Annotated in this window: 20 protein-coding genes; 10 read left to right on the forward strand and 10 right to left on the reverse strand. The window is 64.6% G+C overall.

Annotated elements, in window-relative coordinates:
• Window positions 1-24: 24 nt before the first annotated feature.
• The 3 genes from NPX02_RS06890 to NPX02_RS06900 form a co-directional block, all read right to left on the reverse strand.
• Complete coding sequence (locus tag NPX02_RS06890) at window positions 25-402, reverse strand: phasin family protein (protein ID WP_260292728.1); 378 nt, start codon at window positions 400-402, stop codon at window positions 25-27.
• A gap of 190 nt (window positions 403-592) precedes the next feature.
• On the reverse strand, window positions 593-1060 hold the full coding sequence (phaR, locus tag NPX02_RS06895; protein WP_260292729.1) for a polyhydroxyalkanoate synthesis repressor PhaR: 468 nt from the start codon (window positions 1058-1060) through the stop codon (window positions 593-595).
• Window positions 1061-1275: 215 nt separating this feature from the next.
• Window positions 1276-2460: an acetyl-CoA C-acetyltransferase gene (locus tag NPX02_RS06900; protein WP_260292730.1), complete on the reverse strand. Its 1185-nt coding sequence runs from the start codon at window positions 2458-2460 to the stop codon at window positions 1276-1278.
• A 205-nt stretch (window positions 2461-2665) separates the two neighbouring features.
• Here NPX02_RS06900 and NPX02_RS06905 point away from each other — a divergent pair, with 205 nt between their 5' ends.
• Window positions 2666-3559 (forward strand): poly(R)-hydroxyalkanoic acid synthase subunit PhaE, encoded by an 894-nt coding sequence (locus NPX02_RS06905; RefSeq protein WP_260292731.1) that lies wholly within the window; start codon window positions 2666-2668, stop codon window positions 3557-3559.
• A 1-nt stretch (window position 3560) separates the two neighbouring features.
• Window positions 3561-4670, forward strand: a complete 1110-nt coding sequence (locus NPX02_RS06910; RefSeq protein ID WP_260292732.1) for a class III poly(R)-hydroxyalkanoic acid synthase subunit PhaC — start codon at window positions 3561-3563, stop codon at window positions 4668-4670.
• Between the two features lie 18 nt (window positions 4671-4688).
• On the opposite strand, the gene hisG is transcribed toward NPX02_RS06910, so the two are convergent.
• The 3 genes from hisG to NPX02_RS06925 all read right to left on the reverse strand — a co-directional run bounded on the left by hisG (window position 4689) and on the right by NPX02_RS06925 (window position 6889).
• Window positions 4689-5567: an ATP phosphoribosyltransferase gene (hisG, locus tag NPX02_RS06915; protein ID WP_260292733.1), complete on the reverse strand. Its 879-nt coding sequence runs from the start codon at window positions 5565-5567 to the stop codon at window positions 4689-4691.
• A gap of 233 nt (window positions 5568-5800) precedes the next feature.
• Window positions 5801-6043, reverse strand: coding sequence for a YdcH family protein (locus tag NPX02_RS06920; protein WP_260292734.1), 243 nt, complete (start codon window positions 6041-6043; stop codon window positions 5801-5803).
• A 153-nt stretch (window positions 6044-6196) separates the two neighbouring features.
• Window positions 6197-6889 (reverse strand): ComF family protein, encoded by a 693-nt coding sequence (locus NPX02_RS06925; protein WP_260292735.1) that lies wholly within the window; start codon window positions 6887-6889, stop codon window positions 6197-6199.
• Window positions 6890-7016: 127 nt separating this feature from the next.
• Between NPX02_RS06925 and bioB the strand changes: the two genes are divergently transcribed.
• From bioB to NPX02_RS06965, 8 genes are all read left to right on the forward strand, one after another.
• Window positions 7017-8042, forward strand: coding sequence for a biotin synthase BioB (gene bioB / locus NPX02_RS06930; protein ID WP_260292737.1), 1026 nt, complete (start codon window positions 7017-7019; stop codon window positions 8040-8042).
• A gap of 68 nt (window positions 8043-8110) precedes the next feature.
• Window positions 8111-9274 (forward strand): 8-amino-7-oxononanoate synthase, encoded by a 1164-nt coding sequence (gene bioF, locus NPX02_RS06935; RefSeq protein WP_260292739.1) that lies wholly within the window; start codon window positions 8111-8113, stop codon window positions 9272-9274.
• On the forward strand, window positions 9271-10047 hold the full coding sequence (gene bioH, locus NPX02_RS06940; protein ID WP_260292740.1) for a pimeloyl-ACP methyl ester esterase BioH: 777 nt from the start codon (window positions 9271-9273) through the stop codon (window positions 10045-10047). Before bioF ends, bioH begins: the two co-directional genes overlap by 4 nt.
• Window positions 10040-10942 (forward strand): malonyl-ACP O-methyltransferase BioC, encoded by a 903-nt coding sequence (bioC, locus tag NPX02_RS06945; protein ID WP_260292741.1) that lies wholly within the window; start codon window positions 10040-10042, stop codon window positions 10940-10942. The genes bioH and bioC overlap by 8 nt, the downstream gene beginning before the upstream one ends.
• A 6-nt stretch (window positions 10943-10948) precedes the next feature.
• Complete coding sequence (gene bioD, locus NPX02_RS06950; protein WP_260292742.1) at window positions 10949-11626, forward strand: dethiobiotin synthase; 678 nt, start codon at window positions 10949-10951, stop codon at window positions 11624-11626.
• A 42-nt stretch (window positions 11627-11668) separates the two neighbouring features.
• The gene (locus NPX02_RS06955) at window positions 11669-12271 is read left to right on the forward strand and encodes an acyl carrier protein phosphodiesterase (RefSeq protein ID WP_260292743.1); all 603 of its coding nucleotides are present in this window, start codon (window positions 11669-11671) and stop codon (window positions 12269-12271) included.
• Window positions 12268-12726 carry a YbaK/EbsC family protein gene (locus NPX02_RS06960; protein ID WP_260292744.1) on the forward strand — a complete coding sequence of 153 codons (459 nt, stop codon included), beginning with the start codon at window positions 12268-12270 and terminating at the stop codon, window positions 12724-12726. Before NPX02_RS06955 ends, NPX02_RS06960 begins: the two co-directional genes overlap by 4 nt.
• 198 nt (window positions 12727-12924) lie before the next feature.
• Window positions 12925-14001: a 3-deoxy-7-phosphoheptulonate synthase gene (locus NPX02_RS06965; RefSeq protein WP_260292745.1), complete on the forward strand. Its 1077-nt coding sequence runs from the start codon at window positions 12925-12927 to the stop codon at window positions 13999-14001.
• 771 nt (window positions 14002-14772) lie between these two features.
• Here the strand turns inward: NPX02_RS06965 and NPX02_RS06970 are convergent.
• From NPX02_RS06970 to NPX02_RS06985, 4 genes are all read right to left on the reverse strand, one after another.
• Window positions 14773-16110 (reverse strand): class II 3-deoxy-7-phosphoheptulonate synthase, encoded by a 1338-nt coding sequence (locus NPX02_RS06970; RefSeq protein ID WP_260292746.1) that lies wholly within the window; start codon window positions 16108-16110, stop codon window positions 14773-14775.
• A 160-nt stretch (window positions 16111-16270) separates the two neighbouring features.
• On the reverse strand, window positions 16271-16867 hold the full coding sequence (locus NPX02_RS06975; RefSeq protein ID WP_335342524.1) for an indolepyruvate oxidoreductase subunit beta: 597 nt from the start codon (window positions 16865-16867) through the stop codon (window positions 16271-16273).
• A 46-nt stretch (window positions 16868-16913) separates the two neighbouring features.
• Complete coding sequence (locus tag NPX02_RS06980; protein ID WP_335342525.1) at window positions 16914-18815, reverse strand: thiamine pyrophosphate-dependent enzyme; 1902 nt, start codon at window positions 18813-18815, stop codon at window positions 16914-16916.
• A 194-nt stretch (window positions 18816-19009) separates the two neighbouring features.
• Window positions 19010-20311: a phenylacetate--CoA ligase family protein gene (locus tag NPX02_RS06985; protein WP_260292748.1), complete on the reverse strand. Its 1302-nt coding sequence runs from the start codon at window positions 20309-20311 to the stop codon at window positions 19010-19012.
• Window positions 20312-20360: the final 49 nt, after the last annotated feature.

A 20360-nucleotide genomic window follows, 5' to 3' on the forward strand; every position in this document is an offset into this window, starting at 1 on the left:
CTGTATGCGGGTGCCGCCGATGCATTACTTTTCCAGGACCTCTTCGGCCGCTGCGGTGACTTTGCTGTTAAACGTGTTGATGCCGTTTTCCAGCCAGCTGCGATACTCGTTGCCGGCCTGGGTGGCGAGGTTGACCGCGTCACGGCCCTTGCCGGCAAGGTTTTCGCCGAGGGTCCTGCCCAGGGCCAACTGGCTGTCGAACAACGCCTTGGGATCGCTGGAGTGGCCGGTGACGGACAGCTGCTCGATGCCGGCGTCTACAAATACCGCGAAGGTATCCAGCTGTTTCTCAACCAGTTGTTCCCAGGTGCGCAGGTTGATTTCCGCCAGGGCACGGATATTTTCGTAGCCGTTGATTCCGAACTCTTTGAACAGCTCAAGATTTGCCTTGGGATCTTTCATCGCGCGTTGTTCTCCACCAATGGTGCGTTGCAACAATATTGCAATGCAGCATAATGGCTCGGGGGCGGTGTGTCAATAGGTCAGCGAAAAAAATTTGTGCGATGCACAACCCGATTCGGCTGGTTCGCTCGCAGCTGGGATCCGGCCCCGAAGTGGCTCGATGGACGCCGGTGCCGGGGCGGGTGGGGGGTTATTCTTCTTCTTTTTTTCTGTTGGCGGCGCCAGCCAGGCCGGCGGCCTTGAAAAAGCTTTTCTGCATGTCGGCCCACATGCGCATGTTCTGTTCGGCCATGCTGGTGATCGCCTTGACCGGGTCGGTACCAACCGTGTTGTTCAACTGCTCCTGCTGTTGCACGAACATGGAGAGGCTCTCCTCCAGGTAGCGGGCCAGCATGCCCTGCACCGTGCCGCCGTAGAAGCGGATGATCTGGGACAGCATCTTGGCGCTGAACAGCGGCGCTCCGCCGGACTCCTCATCCAGCATGATTTGCAGCAGGATGGAGCGGGTGAGGTCCTCGTTGGTGTTGGTGTCGACCACCTGGAAATCCATTCCACTCATGACCAACTCCCGAATATCACTCAGTGTGATGTAGCGACTGAGCTCCGTATCGTAGAGGCGACGATTGGGATATTTTTTTATAATTCTGGTGTTGGACATGGAGCTGGATCCTCGATTGAATTACCACCTGCGGCCACAGTTTACCCGGGAATATTGGCAAAGGGAAAACTCTTTGGATTTGTCGGGTCGAAGGGCCGGAGGGAGGATGCTGGCAGGCGCGGTCATACACCGTTAGCCGGCGGATTTTGCGGCTGCGGGGGGAGGGAGGTGACGGGGCCGATCCGACAGTTTCCGGACCAGCCCCGTGATGGCTCCTAGTCGCGTTCCACGGCCAGGGCGACACCCATGCCGCCGCCGACGCAGAGAGTCGCCAGTCCCTTCTTGGCGTCACGTTTAGCCATCTCGTGCAGCAGCGAGACCAGGATTCGGGCACCGGATGCGCCGATCGGATGGCCCAGGGCGATGGCGCCACCGTTGACGTTGATCTTCTCCAGGTCCCAGCCCAGCTCCTTGTTGACCGACATCGCCTGGGCGGCAAATGCCTCGTTGGCCTCCACCAGATCCAGGTCGCCAACCGACCAGCCGGCCTTTTCCAGGCACTTGGTGGTGGCGGTGATGGGGCCGGTGCCCATGATGGCGGGATCGACGCCGCTGGCGGCGAACGCCTTGATCCGGGCCAGCGGGGTCAGCCCCAGTTCCAGTGCCTTGCTCTCTTTCATGACGATTACGGCGGCGGCGCCGTCGTTGAGGCCGGAGGCGTTGCCGGCGGTGACCGTGCCGTCACGGTCGAACGCCGGGCGCAGCTTGCCCAGGGTCTCGGCCGTGGTGCCGTGGCGCGGGAACTCGTCGCTGTCGAAGATGACCGGGTCGCCCCTGCGCTGCGGGATCTCCAGCGGGATAATTTCGTCGCGGAACCGGTTGGCCTTCTGTGCGGCCTCCGCCTTCTGCTGCGAGGCGGCGGCAAACTGGTCCTGCGCCTCGCGGCTGAATTCGAACTTGCTGGCGATATTCTCCGCCGTGACGCCCATGTGGTACTGGTTGAATGCGTCCCACAGCCCGTCGACGATCATGCTGTCTTTCAGCTTCCAGTCGCCCATGGTCTGGCCCTTGCGGGAGCCCGGGACCACATGGGGGGAGAGACTCATGTTCTCCTGGCCGCCGGCGATCACGATCTCCGCATCACCACAGGCCACCGCCTGCATCGCCAGATGCACCGCCTTCAGGCCGCTGCCGCAGACCTTGTTAATGGTCATGGCGGGAACCTCCTGCGGCAGGCCGGCGCCGAGGGTGGCCTGGCGTGCGGGATTCTGTCCGCAGCCGGCGGTCAGGACCTGGCCCAGGATCACCTCATCGATCTGTTCGGGAGAGAGCTTGGTGCGTTCCAGAAGACCGGCGATCACCTTGGCGCCCAGTTCGCTGGCCGGGATGCCGGCGAGGGCTCCGGAGAAGCTGCCGATTGCGGTTCTGCCTGCCGCGACGATTACGATGTTATCACTCATACGCATTACCTATATGCTGTCATGTGCAGGGGGGCCGCGATGACACACCCCTAATTGTTGCGCCGGTGGGCGCCCGGAGTATCCATTTCTACTATACACAAGTCAGTGTAATGCAAATTGCTGCACCGCACTACACCGGTTTGCATGCTAGTATGCGGCGTGATAACGACGGCAGAGTTAAGGACCGATGGGGGAAGGTGACTTCTTGAACGATGACTGGCTGGAGGCGCAGCGCAACTACTGGGCCGAGTGGTCGGCGCGTGCCGGGCAGGGGGGCGCCGGGGCTGAACCTGCGCTCAACCCCTGGGAACAGGCGCTCAATCAGTGGTGGCAGAGCCTGGCCCCGGCCGCACCGCAGGTGGTTCAGGAATTGCTGGAGAAGACGCTGGCCCAGGGCCGGCAGCTGTTCCAGCTGGCCGAGCAGTTTGCCGCAACCCGGCAGCGACCGGAGGGCGGCCCGGACTGGCAGGCGGCGGCACAGCAGACCATTGGCGATCTGCGCGGGATCATCGCCGGTATCACCGCTAGCATGAGTCCGCTGCCGGGGGCGGTTACCGACGGCGCCGCTGATTATCTGCAGCGGTTGTCTGCCCTGCCGGGACTCGGTCTGGGGCAACGTAGCCAGGCGCAACAGCGGGAGGTGATTGCCCGTCTGCTGCGATTTCAGAAGGCCCATCAGGCCTACGAGCAGTTTTTTGTCGACTTGGGCAAACAGGCCATCGCCCGGCTGCAGGATGAGATCGCCAGGCTTGACGGGCAGGGCGAGACGCTCGATTCCGCCAGGGCGCTGTATGATCTCTGGGTCTCGGTTTGCGAGGGGGAGTATGCCGAGCAGGTGATGACACCGGCGTATGTCGAACTTTACGGGGAGTTGATCAACAGCCAGATGGCGCTCAAGCAGCAGCTGCGCGACATGCTGGACGAGACCTTCACCCTGCTGGGCATGCCCACCACCCGGGATTTTCGTGCCCAGGAGCAGCGGGCGCATCAGGATCGTCAGGCCCTCCGCGCGCTGCAGGCCGAGGTCGCGTCCATGCGCCGGGTCCCGGCAAAGAAACGCGCCGGGCCCCGGAAAAGGCCGGCCGCGGCGGGAAAATAGCATGGCTCCCATCGATTTGCCGCCTGAAAAACTGATCGCGGAAGTGATCGAGTACAGCCGCAAACTGCAGGCGGGTGCCGAACACCTGTGCACTGCCGGGGGGCTTGCCAGCGAAGCGATTCCCACCGGGGTTTCGCCCCGCGAGGCGATCTACCGTGAGGACAAGCTGACCCTCTACCGCTATCTGCCCGACGTAGCGTCCAACCCGGTGTCCGACTCAGTTTCCGACCCAGGGTCTAATCCGGTGCCGCTGCTGATCGTCTATGCGCTGGTGAATCGTCCCTACATGGCCGATCTCCAGGAGGACCGGTCGACCATCAAGGGCCTGCTGGCCAGCGGCCAGCCGGTCTATCTGATCGACTGGGGCTATCCGGACGGCGCCGACCGCTTTCTCACCCTGGACGACTATATCAACGGTTATATCGACCGCTGTGTCGACCGGCTGCGGGAGCGCCACCAGGTTGAGCGGATCAATCTGCTGGGGATCTGCCAGGGCGGCACCATGAGCCTCTGCTATACCGCCCTGCACCAGCCGAAGGTGCGCAACCTGATTACCATGGTGACGCCGGTCGATTTCCAGACCCCGGACAACATGCTCAGCGCCTGGGTACGGCACCTGGATGTGGATCTGCTGGTGGATGTGCAGGGCAATATCCCCGGCGACTTCCTCAACTGGACCTTCCTGGCGCTGAAACCCTTCACCCTGGCCGGACAGAAGTACGTGCAGCTGGTTGATATCCTGGAGGATCAGGCGCAGGTGGAGAATTTTCTGCGCATGGAGAAGTGGATCTTCGACAGCCCGGCCCAGGCGGGGGAGGCCTTCCGTCAGTTTATCAAGCAGTTCTATCAGCAGAACGGGCTGATCCGCGGGGAGGTGATCCTGGGGGAGCAGCCGGTGAAGCTGAACAAGATCACCTGCCCGCTGCTGAACATCTACGGCGAGCAGGATCACCTGGTGCCGCCGGACGCCTCCCGGGCCCTCAAGGGCCAAACCGGCAGCACGGATTACAGCGAGTTGGCCTTCCCCGGCGGCCATATCGGCATCTATGTCAGCGGCAAGGCCCAGGCGCTGATCCCGCCCAGCATCGGTCGCTGGCTGGACGAGCGCTGATCCGGGAAGATACCCGTATCAGATCATCTTGCGCAGCTCGTACTCCAGGATCCCTTCAGCGCCCGCCGCCTTCAGGCGCGGGATCAGGTCGCGCACCGTGCCGCTGTCGACCACCGTCTCCACCGCCAGCCACTCCTGATCGTAGAGATGGCTGACGGTCGGGGCGTGCAGGCTGGGCAGCATGCCGACCACCAGTTCCAGCTGGTCCGCCGGTACGTTCATCTTCAGCGCCACCTTCTGGCGGGCGGTCAGCGCGGCCCGCAACAGGGTGGCGATCTGTTCGATCTTGGCCCGCTTCCAGGGGTCCTGCATCGCCTGTTTGTTGGCGATCAGCCGAGTCTCGGTGAGCAGGATGTCACAGACGATGCGCAGGCCGTGGGCGCGGATGGTGCTGCCGGTCTCGGTGATCTCCACCACCGCATCCACCAGGCCTTCCACCACCTTGGCCTCGGTGGCGCCCCAGGAGAACTCCACCTGGGCGTCGATGCCCCGCTGCGCCAGGTAGCGCTTGGTGAAGGAGACCAGTTCGGTGGAGATCTTCTTGCCCTGCAGATCCTCGATGGACTGGATCGGTGACTCCTTGGGTACCACCAGCACCCAGCGACAGGGCTGATCGGAACTCTTGGAGTAGACCAGTTCGCTGATCTCCACCACCTCGTTTTCCGATTCGGTTTCGAGAATCCAGTCGTGTCCGGTGAGGCCCAGGTCGAGGGTGCCGTTGGCTACATAGGGGGCCATCTCCTGGGAGCGCACCAGGGCGCAGCTGATATCGGCGTCGTCGATTGAGGGAAAGTAGTTGCGTGACCGGGGCGTGATGTTCCAGCCGGCCTGCTTGAACAGGGAGAGGGTGGCGCTCTCCAGGCTACCCTTGGGGATACCGAGTTTCAGTTGTGGCATAGGACTCATTCTTGGTTTGTGGTGACAATGTTTGTGGTGACAATGCGGGAGCCGATTCTACCTGCTTATCGGGGTGAAGATCCATTCGGCCAGCCGGTGTGGGTCCTAAGGGTTGCATGACAAGGGGTCGGAGTCAGGCCATCCTACCGGTCTGTTTCAGACCGCGATGGTTGGCCCGGCCTGACTCCGACCCCCTATTGGGTTTGCCGCCAGTTCGAAACGCCCTGGTCCAGCTATTGATTGTCGCGCAGGTATTGGTAGATCTGGTCTTTCAACAGCGCCCGGTTCTTTTTCATCTCTTCCATGTTGAAATCATCGATCGGCTGGTTGAGCACTTCCAGCTGGCGGATCTCGCTGTCCAGGCTGTCGTGGCGTTCCATCAGGCCGGCAAATTCAGGATCGTTGTGGTGCAGGTTCCTGATGGTCTCCTCCAGGTTGGGAAACTCGTGGAGGATATCGTGTGTTTCCCCAAGCATGGCATGTCTCCTCGTGTCGGATATCGAATCACAGATTTGGGTCAGAGATTTCGGTTACACCGATTTTAATTATAGGGTGCCATCGCGCACTTCACATGATGTACGGCAACGGATCTGTGTTGCCGGCAGTCGGCCGGTTTTTTTCACAGGCTCTCAGGGGGTGCGCGCCACGGCCCAGACATCCACCCGGGCGACCCCGGCCCGTTTCAGCTGCCGTGCCAGCTCGTTTACCGTGTTGCTGGTGGTGACCACGTCGTCCACCAGGGCGACATGGCGGGCCGTTATCGGTTGGCTGACCTGGAAGGCACCGCGGATATTCTGGCGGCGCTGATGCTTGTTCAGGGCGTGCTGTGGCCGGGTGTGGCGGATCCTGCTGCAGCTCTGGTGATCCAGTGGAATGGCGAAGCGACGCCCGAGTGGCCTGGCCAGCTCCAGGGCCTGGTTGTAGCCGCGCTGGCGCAGCCGGCTGGGATGCAGCGGCACCGGTATCAGCAGTTCGGGCAGCGTGGCTTGCCGCTCCAGGTGGTCCCCCAGCAGCCGGCTCAGCAGCCGACCCTGGGCCAGTCGGCCGGAAAATTTAAACTGCCCAATCAAGCGGTCGATCGGTGCGGCGTAGAGGAAGGGGATCAGGCTGCGGTCGACCGCGGGCGGGTGCTGCAGGCAGTGGCCGCAGACCAGCTCCCTGCCCAAGGTCAGGGGCAGGCCGCAGCGTCGGCAGCCTTGAGCGTTGTACGGCAGCTCTTCCCGGCAACCCGCGCAGAGGCCGGCGCGGGCGGGTGCGTCGCACAGTCGGCAGTGATCCGGATAGAGTAGCGAAAGTATATTATTTATACAGCTGTAAACCACTGGAATCCATTCCGGTTGACGAGTACGCCCGCTCGGGTATCATAGCGGGCTGGTGTGACGCCCACTGTCCGCCGTACATTATCCACCATCCCCGTCATGACCGACAGAGCCAGAGGCAACACCCGACATGAATAATACGACGCCACGACACGACTGGAGCCTGGATGAGATCGAGGCGCTGCTGAATCTGCCGTTCAATGATCTGCTGTTTCAGGCCCAGTCTGTCCATCGTCAGCGCTTCGATCCCAACAAGGTGCAGGTGAGCACCCTGCTGAGCGTCAAGACCGGCGCCTGTTCCGAGGATTGCGGCTACTGTTCCCAGAGCGCCAGGCATGCCACCGACTTGGAAAAGGAGAAGCTGCTGCCGCTGGACGAGGTGAAACGCGCCGCCCGGGAGGCCAGGGAGAAGGGGGCGACCCGCTTCTGCATGGGCGCCGCCTGGCGCAACCCCACGGACAAGAACCTGGAACGGGTGGTGGAGATGATCCGCGCCGTGCATGACATGGGCATGGAGACCTGCGTCACCCTGGGCATGCTGACCGAGTCCCAGGCCCAGAGCCTCAAGGAGGCCGGGCTCGACTACTACAACCACAACCTGGACACCTCGCCGGAGTTCTACGGCAACGTGGTGACCACCCGCACCTACCAGGACCGGTTGGACACCCTGGCGCGGGTGCGCGACCGGGGCATCAATGTCTGCAGCGGCGGCATCCTCGGCATGGGCGAGTCACGCCGCGACCGCGCCTCCATGCTGCGCGAACTGGCCAATCTGCCGAAACATCCGGAGTCGGTGCCGATCAACATGCTGGTGCAGGTGGAGGGCACGCCGCTGTACGGCACCGCCGCCCTGGACCCGTTCGAATTCATCCGTACCATTGCGGTGACCCGTATCCTGATGCCGGAGTCCTACGTGCGCCTGTCGGCCGGCCGCACCGAGATGAGCGACGAGATGCAGGCCCTCTGCTTCGTGGCCGGCGCCAACTCCATGTTCTATGGCGAGCGGCTGCTGACCACCGATAACCCGGACGCCGACGCCGACCGCAGGTTGTTTGAGCGCCTGGGGCTCCATTTCGAAGAGACCCGGGAGCTGCAAGCCACCGAGAAGGAGTGCGACAACAAGCGCAAGGTCCGCCTGGCGGCCGAATTCTCCTGATCGCGGAATCGACCCGGCGTCCGGCCGTCGGCCGCCCGCCGGGTCACCCATCGAGGCACCCTCAACCCATGAGACCACTGCAACCGGAACTGGAGCGCCGCCGGGCCGCCCACCTCTACCGCCACCGCCGGGTGCTGGGCAACGCCCAGGGACCGCTGCTGCAGGTGGACGGGGAGGCGTTGCTCAGCTTCTGCAGCAACGACTACCTGGGGCTTGCCAACCATCCTGAGGTGGTTCGGGCGATGCAGCGTGGCGCCGAACGGTACGGTGCCGGCAGCGGTTCGGCCCACCTGGTGGCGGGGCACAGCGCCGCCCATCATGCGCTGGAGGAGGAGCTGGCAGCCTTCACCGGCCGCCCCCGTGCGCTGCTCTACTCTACCGGCTACATGGCCAACCAGGGGGTGATCACCGCCCTGCTGGGGCGCGGCGACAGCGTCTACCAGGACCGCCTGAACCACGCCTCGCTGATCGATGGCGGGCTGCTCAGCCGGGCCGAACTGAAACGCTATCCGCACAATGACCTGGCCGCCCTGGCCGGGCGCATGGCCTGCCAGAGCGGCGGCGACGCCCTGGTGGCGGTAGACGGGGTGTTCAGCATGGACGGTGATCTGGCGCCGCTGCCGGAACTGGCCGAGCTGTGCCGGGAGCAGGAGGCCTGGCTGCTGGTGGACGACGCCCACGGCCTCGGCGTGCTGGGGCGTGATGGCCGCGGCAGCGTGGACCATTTCGGCCTGGACGACCAGGCGGTGCCGATCCTGATGGGCACCCTGGGCAAGGCGTTCGGCACCTTCGGCGCCTTTGTCGCCGGCTCCGAGGCGCTGATCGAGACCCTGATCCAGCAGTCGCGCAGCTATATCTATACCACCGCCCTGCCGCCGGCCGTGGCCGAGGCGACCCGGGCCAGCCTGCGCCTGGTGCAGGAGGAGGGGGGGCGGCGCGAGCAGCTGCGGCAGCTGATCGGCCGGTTCCGTGAGGGGGCCGCTCAACTGGGGCTCGACCTGATGCCCTCGGAAACGGCCATCCAGCCGATCCTGGCGGGCAGCGCCGAGCACGCGCTGGGCTGGAGCCGGGCGCTGCAAGCGCAAGGCATGCTGGTGACCGCCATCCGTCCGCCCACCGTGCCGCAGGGGAGCGCGCGCCTGCGTGTGACCCTCTCCGCCAGCCACAGCACCGATCAGCTGGATCGGCTGCTGGAGGCGCTGGGGCGGCTGGACCGGGAGGAGCGGGCGTGAGACTCCATACCGAGACCAGCGGCAACGGGCCGGACCTGGTGCTGCTGCACGGCTGGGGTATGAACGCGGCGGTCTGGTCGCCGGTGGTGGATGCCCTCTCCCGGGATTATCGCATCACCCTGGTCGAACTGCCGGGCCACGGGGCGAGCGCCTACGATCCCCACTGTGCCGGTCTGGATGACTGGGTCGATGCCTGCCTGGGGGCGGCCCCGGCCCGCGCGGTCTGGATCGGCTGGTCTCTGGGTGGCCAGCTGGCCCTGCGCGCGGCCCTGCGGGCACCACGGCGGGTCAGCGCACTGGTGCTGGTCACCGCCAGCCCGCGCTTTGTGATGGGGGAGGGTTGGCCGCACGCCATGGCGCCGGCCACCCTGACCCAGTTCGCCCGGGCGTTGCGCCGGGATCATCACCAGACCCTGGAGCGCTTCCTCTCCCTGCAGGTGCAGGGAGACGAGGCGGCCCGCGAGACCCTGCGCCTGCTGCGCCAGGATATCGCCCAGCGCCCCGAGGCCGACCCGCTGGCCCTGGAGCACGGTCTGGAGCTGCTGCGCACGGTGGATCTGCGGCCCGGTCTGGGGGATCTCCGCTGCCCCACCCTGTGGCTGCTCGGCGAGCGCGACACCCTGGTCCCGGCCGATCTTGGTGACGAGCTGGAGCGGCTGATGCCGGCTGCCGAGATCCTGATTCTGCAGGGCTGCGCCCATGCCCCGTTTCTCTCCCACCCGCGGCAGTGTCTGCGGGCCCTGAACCACTTTCTGGGATCGGACCATGCCTGACCGACAGCACCGTATCAACAACCGTATCGACAAGGGGCAGGCGCGCCGCGCCTTCTCCCGTGCCGCCGATCACTACGACCAGGTAGCGGTGCTGCAGCGGGAGATCGGCCAACGCATGCTCGACCGGCTGGAACTGGTGCGCCTGCAGCCGCGGGTGATCCTGGATATCGGTGCCGGCACCGGGGTGGCTACCGCCGCCCTGGCGGCGCGCTACCGCAAGGCCCGCGTGGTAGCGCTCGATTTCGCACTGCCGATGCTGCAGCAGGCGCGCAAGCGGGGCGGCTGGCTGCGCAAACCGCGCTGCATCTGCGGCGACCTGGAACAGCTGCCGCTGGCTGACCACAGCGTGGATCTGATCTACTCCAACGCCGCCCTGCAATGGAGCAACGACCTGGACAGCGCCTTCGGCGAGTTCCGCCGGGTGCTGCGGCCGGGGGGGCTGTTGATGTTCACCACCTTCGGCCCGGACACCCTGCGGGAGCTGCGTGCCGCCTGGGCCGCCGTCGACAACGGCTCTCACGTCAGCACCTTTATCGATATGCACGACGTCGGGGATGCCCTGATGCGCGCCGGGCTTGCGGACCCGGTGATGGACGTGGACCGCCTGACCCTGACCTATGACCGGGTCGGCGGGCTGATGCGGGAGCTGAAGATCCTCGGCGCCCACAATGTCAACAGCGACCGCCGCCGCGGCCTCACCGGCAAGGGGCGGCTGCAGGCGATGCAGGCCGCCTATGAGAAGTTCCGCCGCGCCCAGGACGGCCTGCTGCCGGCCAGCTACGAGGTGGTCTACGGCCACGCCTGGGCGCCCGAGGCGGGGCACCGCTCCAACGCCCCGTCGATCTCCCTGGATCAGATCGGCAGCGACCTGAACCGGGCCGGCCGGGGCGGTTGAGTCGGTATGCGCAACGGTTATTTCATCACCGGTACCGATACCGATTGCGGCAAGACCCGGGTGACCCTGGGGCTGATGCGGCTGTTGCAAGCCCGGGGGCACCAGGTGCTGGGGATGAAGCCGGTGGCCGCCGGCGCCGTGCAGACGGCGGACGGCCTGCGCAACGACGATGCCCTGCGGCTGCAGGCCCAGGCCTCACGGCCGGTCGCTTACGAGCGGGTCAACCCCTACTGCTTCCACCCGCCCATCGCCCCCCATCTGGCCGCCGCACAGGCGGCGTGCGAAATCGATTTTGCCCGCATAAAGGGCTGTTTTGAGCAACTGGCCGCGGCGGCGGACCGGGTGCTGGTGGAGGGGGTCGGCGGCTGGCGGGTGCCACTGGGCGCGGACCGCACCCTGGCCGACCTGGCCGTCTCGCTGGGCCTGCCGGTGATCCTGGTGGTGGGGCTGCGGCTGGGCTGTATCAATCACGCCCTGCTGAGCGCCGAGGCGATCCGCGCCCGCGGGTTGCCGCTGGCCGGCTGGATCGGCAACCAGGTGGACCCGGCGATGTGCGAGCGCGAGGCCAACATCGCCACCCTGCAGCAGTGGATTGATGCCCCCTGTCTCGGCGTGATCCCGTACCTCGCCGATCCCAGCGCCGGCGCGGTCAGCGAATTCCTGCGTCTGCCCACGGATTGTTGAGCGAGAATTCCGCGCGCTCTACCCTCGAATCGAGATGCCACAGTGAATTACCTCGCCCACCTGTTCCTCTCCCCCGACGATCCTGAACTGCTGCTCGGCAGCCTGATAGCCGATTTCACCCGTGGGCGCCTGGAGACCCTGGCCCGGGACTGGTCGCCGGGGGTGATGCGGGGCATCGTCCTGCACCGCCAGGTGGACCGCTTCACCGACGACCACCCGCGGGTGATCCGCGCCCGGCGGCGTATCGCCGCCCCCTACCGGCGCTACAGCGGCATCATCCTTGATATACTGTTCGATCACTTCCTCAGCCGCTACTGGGCGGAATTCACCCGGCGCGACCGGGACGAGTTTATCCGCGACGTCTACCGGCTGCTGGAGCAGCGCCGCGAGCAGCTGCCGGCGCGCCTGCATGCCCTGGTGCCGCGCATGCGGCGCGAGGACTGGCTCGGCTCCTACCGGGAACTGGAGGTGGTCGGCCTGGTATTCGAACGGATGGCGACCCGCCTGCGCCAGCCCAACGAGCTGGGCGGGGCGCTGGTGGAGGTGCGTAGGCACTATCCCGAACTGGCAGAGGATTTCCGTCGCTTCTTCCCCGAGCTGATCGCATTTGTACAACGACAACAGGAACAGACGGACCGGCAATGATACCCGAGCATGTCAAAGAGATATTGAACAATCACGGCCTCAGCGCGCTGGAGTTCGAGCCCGGCAGCACCCCCACTTCGGAATTGGCCGCGGCGCGCATCGGCGTGGCGGTGGGGCAGATCGCCAAATCCATGCTGTTCAAGGGCAAGAACGGCAGCTTCTACCTGGTGGTCTGCCCGGGCGACCTGCGGGTCTGCAGCAAAAAGATGAAGAGCGAGACCGGAACCAAGGTGCGCATGGCGCGCGGCGACGAGACCGAGACGGTCACCGGATTCCGTCCCGGCGGGGTCTGCCCGTTCGGCGTCGAGGGGGTGGAGACCCTGCTGGATATCGGGCTGGCCGAGTATCCCCTGATCTATCCGGCGGCGGGTAACGATGCCTCCGGGGTGCCGGTCACCTTTGAACAGCTGAAACGGATCACCGGTGGCCGGGTGGTGGATGTGATGGAGCGCTGAAGCGGGTCCGGCGCCGGTTGGCTATCCAGGACGGTCATATAGTGCCGGTGCAAGGGCGATTATGCGGCCGAAGCTGATACTATAGTTCCTATTTGATACTTTCTGCTGCACTTGCAGCAGATTGTCCCGGCCAGAGGTGGCAAAAGCGCGGCGAATCTCCTATTCTTCAGGACCTTTTTTGTACAATCGAGCACCACAATGTTCCAAGACAGCCTGACCAATACCAACCTGCTCGCCGAGCGGGTGCTGATCTCTCCGGTGGATCTGAAGCGCCATCTGCCCCTGACGGCCGAGGGGGAGCGCCATGTCATCGAGGCGAGGCAGACCATCAAGCGGATCCTCAACAAGGAGGACCCGCGGTTGCTGGTGGTGACCGGCCCCTGCTCCATCCACGATGTGGCGGCGGCCAAGGAGTATGCCCTGCGCCTGAAGCAGCTGCATGATCAGTTGGGGGAGACCCTCTATATCGTCATGCGCATCTATTTCGAGAAGCCCCGTACCACGGTCGGCTGGAAGGGGCTGATCAACGATCCGCGCATGGATGACAGCTTCCATATCGAAGAGGGGCTGCACAAGGCGCGCGAGCTGCTGGTGTGGCTGGCCGAGCTGGGTCTGCCGGTGGCCACCGAGGCGCTGGACCCGTTCAATCCCCAGTACCTGGGAGACCTGTTCGCCTGGGCGGCGATCGGCGCGCGCACCACCGAGTCCCAGACCCACCGCGAAATGGCCTCCGGCCTCTCCATGCCGGTGGGCTTCAAGAACGGCACCGACGGCGGGTTGGCGGTGGCCATCAACGCCCTGGAGTCGGTAGCCAATCCGCACAGTTTCCTCGGCATCAACCAGAAGGGCCAGGTGACGGTGATCCAGACCAAGGGCAATGTGTGCGGCCACGTGATCCTGCGCGGCGGCAACAGCGGACCCAATTACGACTCGGTCAACGTGGCCCTGTGCGAGGAGGCCCTGCGCAAGGCCGGGCTACCCGGGAACATCATGATCGACTGCAGTCACGGCAACTCCAGCAAGAAGCCGGAACTGCAGCCGCTGGTGGCGGAGAACGTGGTCAACCAGATCATCGAGGGCAACCAGTCGATCACCGGCCTGATGCTGGAGAGCAACCTGGAGTTCGGCAACCAGTCCATCCCGGCCGATCTGAGTCAGCTCAAATACGGCGTCTCGGTGACCGATGCCTGTATCGACTGGGAGACCAACGAGAAACTGCTGCTCGGCATGGCGGAGAAACTGAAAAACGTGCTGCCGGCCCGCATCAAGACCTAAGCCGAATTATTCTCGCAGAGTGACTCCTCGCGGGGTGATTGGCCTGCCTTGCCGGCCTCACACGATGGCTTTTTTCCTCGAATCCGGCCCCATTTTCAGCGCCTGCCCAAACTCGCTTCGCTCAAACAAGGGCAGGCTTGAATCTGAAAAAGGGGCCGGATTCGAGGCGCCATCAAGATCGGCCAACAAGGCAGGCCAATCACTTAAAGACCGCGTGAGTAGTTACGCGATGTATAGATATCAGTCCGTGTTTACTTTGCGTTCTTTGCGTCTCTGCGAGAGATTTATAAAACAATCGGGCTGAGACGTTGGTGAGGCCAGGCGGATAAAAAAAGAGGCCGCAAGGAGATTGCGGCCTAAATCCAAAAGGAGGAGTCGGTCCAGGTGATCGCACTACTTCGATACTGCCTTCGGCCCATCACCCTGACCATGGGACAGATTTGATCACAGAACGGCAACCGGCCGCATTGCGAATTCGCAACGCGGCCGTTTTTTTTGTTCAGGGATGGAGTTATGCCGCGGAGGCCAGGGATGTGCGGGAGCGGCCATTCAAATGGTGTATGCGCTGGCGCTTATCCACCCTGTATCCGAATATTCTTCGTAGAGTGCCTAAGCCGATAAGCGCATCCACCATTGCCGTGGTATGCATTCCCACGCGGAACGTGGGAACGAGGAAATGGATCGTAGGATGTGGTGAGTGAAACGAACCGCATCAAGGCGTTTGCGCCGTTTCCTGTGGCGGCTGGTGCGGTTCGCAAGCTAACCGGCACCCTACGTCCGCCCCAGCTTGCGGGTGATGGCCAGGGCCATCTCCAGCGCCTGCTCGTAGTTGAGGCGCGGGTCCACCTGGGTCTTGTAGGCCCGTTTCAGGCCCGCCTCGTCCAGGCCACGGGCGCCGCCGATGCACTCGGTGACGTCGTCGCCGGTCAGCTCGAAGTGGACGCCGCCGAGGATGCTGCCCGCGCTGCGGTGGATGTCGATGGCCTGTTCCAGTTCGGCGAGGATATTGTCGAAGCGGCGCGTCTTGTAGCCGCTCCGGGTCGACTCGGTGTTGCCGTGCATCGGGTCGCTGACCCAGAGCACCCGGCGCCCGGTGCGCTTGACCGCCTCGATCAGCCCGGGCAGGCCGTCGCCGATCTTGTCGGCGCCGAAGCGGTGGATAAACAGCAGCTTGCCCTCCTCGTTGTCCGGGTTCAGGCGTTCCGTCAGCTCGCCGATCCACTGCGCCGACATACCCGGGCCCACCTTGACGCCGACCGGATTGCGGATGCCGCTGAAGTACTCGATGTGGGCATCGGTGGTGGCGGCGGTACGGAAGCCGATCCACGGCAGGTGGGTGGTCAGGTTGTAGTAGCCGGGACGATTGGGCACCGGGCGGGTCAGGGACTGCTCGTAGTGCAGGTGCAGCCCCTCATGGCTGGTAAAGAACTGCACCCGGCTCAGGTCGCTGTCGCGGCCGCTGCCCAGGGTCTCCATGAATTTCAGCGAATGGGAGAGCTCCGCCACCACCTGGTGGTACTCGTCCGCCAGTGGCGAGTGACCGACGAAATCCAGGTCCCAGTTCTCCGGGTGGTGCAGATCGGCGAAACCGCAATCCGACAGGGCGCGGATAAAGTTCAGGGTCATGGCGGCGCGGCCATAGCCACGCAGCAGTCGCACCGGGTCGGGGATGCGCGCCTCCGGGGTGAATTCGGGCCCGTTGATCAGGTCGCCCCGATAGCTGGGCAGGGTCACCCCGTCGATGGTCTCGGTGTCGGCGGAGCGCGGCTTGGCATACTGCCCGGCGATGCGGCCGACCCGGATCACTGGCTTGTTCAACCCATGGATCAGCAACAGGCTCATCTGCAGCAGGATCTTCAGCTTGTTGGTGATCATCTGCGCATTGCAGTCACCGAAGTTCTCCGCGCAGTCGCCGCCCTGCAGCAGGAACGCCTCGCCGCGGGCGGCGGCGGCCAACTGGCCCTTCAGCGCCTCGATCTCCCAGGAGGTGACCAGCGGCGGCAGCAGGGAGAGCTGTTCCAGGGTGGCGTCGAGCGCCTCCTGCGAGGGGTAGTTGGCCTGCTGTTTGGCGGGCTTTGCCTGCCAGGATGTGGGGTGCCATTGATTCATCTATGTGACTCGGGGTTCAGGTGGTGCGGATGGGTGCGGATGGGTCGCGACCGGTTCAGTACAACAGGCAGCATAGCGGAAATCGGCCGGCTTGGGGAGGGCGTGGGGCCGCCGTGCCAAACCGGATTGTCAGGAGCCGGGTAGGCACGGGGGCCTGCCCCTACAGGCTGGCCTGGCGGCCCAGCTCGAAGGCCTTTTCGTTGATCTCCACGAGGGTGGGCTTGCGGCCGCGAAAACGGTCCAGGATCTCGTTCTTCAGCGCCTCGGCGGGGAACGGCAGCAGTTCCGAGATGGCCCCCAGCATCACCGTGTTGACCAGCTTGAAGTTGCCCAGCTCGCGGGCAATGGCGCCGGCGTCGAAGGCGTGGTATTCGACCCCGGTGGCGGCGATCTCGCTAATTGGATCCTGCGGATAGTCGTACAGGCCGAGACTCACCACCGGCGGTTCCTGGCGGGTGGTATTGATCATGGCCACGCCGCAGGGGCGCAGGTGACTGATCCAGCGCAGCGCCTCGGCCGGTTCGAAGCCCACCAGGATATCCGCCTCGCCCGGGGGGATGGCGGGTGACAGCACCCGGGTGCCGAAACGCACATGGGAGGTGACCACGCCGCCGCGCTGGGCCATGCCCGCCACCTCGGTCTTCTTCACATCGAAGCCCTGGGAGAGGGCGGTCTGGGAGAGGATCTCGGCGGCGGTCATGACGCCCTGGCCGCCGATGCCGGCGACCAGGATATTGGTGATTTTGTTTTCGCTCACAATGGATTCTCGGTTCGGATGGGTTGATTCTTCGGTTGCGTCGGGATCACTGGCGGATGTAATCGGCCAGCGGCAGGATGGCATCCGGACCGCAGGTCTTGGGACAGAGATTGCAGCCGGTGCAGGCGCCGCTCTCGATCTTGACGAAGGCCAGCTCCTTCTCGCTGCCGTTCGGCTTGACCACCGTCTCGCGTCGCGTCACCAGGATCGCCGGACAGCCGATATCCAGGCAGTTGCCACAGCCGGTACACTTGTCGTCATCCACCGTCAGCGCCGGCTGGGCGCCGTAGTAGTCGATCAGCACGCAGGGCTGGTTGGTGATGATCACCGAGGGCTCGGGGATCTTCACCTCGTTGCGCAGCGCGGTGAACAGGGTCGGCAGCTCGTAGGGATTCACCTCGTGGATACGCTCCGGTTTCACTCCCAATGCCTCGCACAGCTTGCGGAAATCCACCTTCATCGCCTCGTTGCCGTGGATATCGCGGCCGCTGGCCGGGTTGTCCTGGCCGCCGGTCATACCGACCGCGCGGTTGTCCAGCAGCAGGATGGTGACGTTGCCCTTGTTGTAGGTGATGTCGAGCAGCCCCTGCATGCCCATGTGCATGAAGGTGGAGTCGCCGATCACGGCGATGATCTTCTTGTCCCTGTCCGCCTCGACCCGGCCCTTGTCCAGGCCGTGGGCGATGCCCATGGAGGCGCCCATGCAGATGGTGGTATCCAGGGCGTTCCAGGGGTGCCCGGCACCCAGGGTATAGCAGCCGATGTCACCGGAGATGGTGGTGTTGCGGATCTTCGACAGGCAGTAGTAGATGCCCAGGTGGGGGCAGGCCACACACATGGTGGGCGGGCGCGGGAACACATTGGCGCCGGTGGCCGGATCGATGCGCGGTGCCGGCGGTTTGATCTCGATCGGCGCCTTCACCGGCGCGGCGGTCTCGGGTACCGCCTCGCCCAGCAGTCTGGCAATGGCCGGGCGCAGTACGTTGGGGGAGAGTTCGCCGAGGCGTGGCAGGATCTCCTTGCCCAGCAGTTCGATGCCGACGGCCTTGAGCTCGGTCTCCAGGAGCGGCTCCACCTCTTCCACCACCACCAGCCGGTCCACCTGGCCGGCCAGTTCGCGGATCTTGTCGAAGGGGACCGGGTAACTCAGCCCCAGCTTGATCAGCGGGGCGTCGGGATAGGCCTCACGGACATGCATGTAGGTGGGGCCGGAGGTGATGAAACCGACCCGCCGGTCGCTGCCGGCCATGATTTGATTGAGTTCGCTGGACTCGCTGTGGCGCTGGATCTCCGCCTCGCGCTCGAACATCAGCGGTAGCCGCTTTCGCGCCACGTTGGGGGTCATGATCAAGCGCCCGGGATCCTTGACGAAGCCCTCCGCCCGGCTCGTTTCGCTGCGTTCGCCAAAGCTGACCACGCCCTTGACGTGGCAGATGCGGGTGGTGAGGCGCAGGATGACCGGGGTGTTGAAGCGCTCGGAGAGTTCGAACGCCCGCTGGGTGTATTCGTAGGCCTCCTGGGCGTCGGCCGGCTCCAGCAGCGGCACATGGGCGAAGCGGCCCCAGAAGCGGGAGTCCTGTTCGTTCTGCGAGGAGGAGAGGCCGACGTCGTCGGCCACCGCGATCACCAGGCCGGCACCGACCCCGGCCAGGGTTTGGCTCATCAGGGCGTCGGAGGCGACATTCAGGCCGACGTGTTTCATGGCGCAGAGCGCCCGGCTGCCGGCCAGCGAGGCGCCGATGGCCACCTCCAGGGAGACCTTCTCGTTCACCGACCACTCGGTATACATCTCCGGGTAGTGGGCGGCGAATTCCAGGATCTCGGTCGCCGGGGTACCGGGATAGGCGGCCGCCAGGTTGCAGCCGGCCTCCCAGGCGCCGCGTGCCACGGCCTCGTTTCCCGACATGAAGCGCCGGTTGGAACCGGCCAATGGGGGGACTGCACTCACAATGTTCACCTCTGATTCTTTAAAATCAAGCTTCCCGCCAGGCGCAGGAAGCTGTTAACTTGGCCGGCGATCAAACTTGGCCGCTGACAGTATGAAGGGGTCGGGGTCAAGCCACCCACTCGCAGACGGCGGTTTCCAACCGGCCTCGCGTGGCTTGACTCCGACCCCTGTGCGTCTCCCGTCCCGGGGTTGGATTACTTCTTCCGGTGATCTATCACCCGCACCGCCTTGCCCTCGGAGCGGGGTACCTCGCCCACCGCCTTGATCACCACCTTACAGGAAACGCCGATGAAGTCCTTGATGTCGCGCACCACCTTGGCCGCGGTGCGGTCGCGGGCCTCCTGCGGCTGCTCCATGAGTGGCGGGCTGCCCTCGACGTTGACCACCATGCTGTCCATGCTACCCTCGCGGAACAGCTCGATCTGGTAGAAGGGCGAGAGCGTCTCGCTCTGCATCAGCACCGCCTCCACCTGGGTCGGATAGACGTTGACGCCACGGATGATCAGCATATCGTCGCTGCGCCCGGTGATACGCTGCATGCGCACATGGGTGCGGCCGCATTTGCACGGCGCCGGGTTCAGTACCGAGATGTCCCGGGTGCGGTAGCGGATAACCGGAAACGCCTCCTTGGTCAGGGAGGTGAAGACGATCTCCCCCTCCTCGCCATAGGGCACCGGCTTGCCGTTGTTCACATCCACGCACTCCACCAGGAAATGGTCCTCCCAGATGTGCAGGCCACTCTTCGCCTCGATGCACTCGTTGCCGACCCCGGGGCCCATCACCTCGGAGAGGCCATAGATGTCGACACAGTCGATGCCGAGTCGGGACTCCAGTTCGTAACGCATCTCCTCGGTCCAGGGCTCGGCGCCGTGGATGCCGACCTTGAGCGGCAGCTTGCGGATATTGATTCCCATCTCCTCGGCCGTCTCGGCCAGGTTGAGGGCGTAAGAGGGGGTGCAGCTGATGGCGGTGGGGGCGAAATCCTGCAACAGCATGAGCTGCTTCTGGGTCTGGCCGCCGGACATCGGGGTGACCATCACCCCCAGCTCCTCGCCGCCGTAGTGCAGCCCCAGGCCGCCGGTAAACAGGCCGTAGCCGTAGGCGTTGTGCAGCCGGTCACCGGGATGCAGGCCAGCGGCGGCGAGACAGCGCGCTACCAGCTGGGCCCAGGTGCGGATGTCCCGCCTAGTGTAGCCTACCACGGTGGGCTTGCCGGTGGTGCCGGAGGAGGCGTGCACCCGCACCACCTGTTCGGTGGGCACGGCGAACAGTCCGAACGGGTAGTTCTCCCGCAGGTGCTCCTTCTTGGTGTAGGGCAGGTGGCGCACGTCGCTGAGCTGGCGGATGTGCTCGGGTTTGACCCCCAGGTCATCCATCGCATTCCGATAAAACTTGACCGTGTGGTAGCAGCGCTCCACTGTGGCCTTCAGGCGTTTCAGCTGCAGCGCCTCCAGCTCCTCACGCGGCATGGTCTCGAACTCGGAATGCAGTATCATCGCTTATCCCCCGGTGTTAGCCCGAATCTTTCACAAATTTGCACAGATC

The organism is Sedimenticola hydrogenitrophicus, assembly GCF_025175675.1.
Taxonomy (GTDB): Bacteria; Pseudomonadota; Gammaproteobacteria; order Chromatiales; family Chromatiaceae; genus Sedimenticola; species Sedimenticola hydrogenitrophicus.

Excerpts from the sequence above, each read along its gene's own strand:
- NPX02_RS06890 (WP_260292728.1), bottom strand. The coding sequence starts at position 402 with ATGAAAGATCCCAAGGCAAATCTTGAGCTGTTCAAAGAGTTCGGAATC.
- phaR (WP_260292729.1), bottom strand. The coding sequence starts at position 1,060 with ATGTCCAACACCAGAATTATAAAAAAATATCCCAATCGTCGCCTCTAC.
- NPX02_RS06900 (WP_260292730.1), bottom strand. The coding sequence starts at position 2,460 with ATGAGTGATAACATCGTAATCGTCGCGGCAGGCAGAACCGCAATCGGC.
- NPX02_RS06910 (WP_260292732.1), top strand. The coding sequence starts at position 3,561 with ATGGCTCCCATCGATTTGCCGCCTGAAAAACTGATCGCGGAAGTGATC.
- hisG (WP_260292733.1), bottom strand. The coding sequence starts at position 5,567 with ATGCCACAACTGAAACTCGGTATCCCCAAGGGTAGCCTGGAGAGCGCC.
- NPX02_RS06920 (WP_260292734.1), bottom strand. The coding sequence starts at position 6,043 with ATGCTTGGGGAAACACACGATATCCTCCACGAGTTTCCCAACCTGGAG.
- bioB (WP_260292737.1), top strand. The coding sequence starts at position 7,017 with ATGAATAATACGACGCCACGACACGACTGGAGCCTGGATGAGATCGAG.
- bioF (WP_260292739.1), top strand. The coding sequence starts at position 8,111 with ATGAGACCACTGCAACCGGAACTGGAGCGCCGCCGGGCCGCCCACCTC.
- bioC (WP_260292741.1), top strand. The coding sequence starts at position 10,040 with ATGCCTGACCGACAGCACCGTATCAACAACCGTATCGACAAGGGGCAG.
- bioD (WP_260292742.1), top strand. The coding sequence starts at position 10,949 with ATGCGCAACGGTTATTTCATCACCGGTACCGATACCGATTGCGGCAAG.
- NPX02_RS06960 (WP_260292744.1), top strand. The coding sequence starts at position 12,268 with ATGATACCCGAGCATGTCAAAGAGATATTGAACAATCACGGCCTCAGC.
- NPX02_RS06965 (WP_260292745.1), top strand. The coding sequence starts at position 12,925 with ATGTTCCAAGACAGCCTGACCAATACCAACCTGCTCGCCGAGCGGGTG.
- NPX02_RS06970 (WP_260292746.1), bottom strand. The coding sequence starts at position 16,110 with ATGAATCAATGGCACCCCACATCCTGGCAGGCAAAGCCCGCCAAACAG.
- NPX02_RS06985 (WP_260292748.1), bottom strand. The coding sequence starts at position 20,311 with ATGATACTGCATTCCGAGTTCGAGACCATGCCGCGTGAGGAGCTGGAG.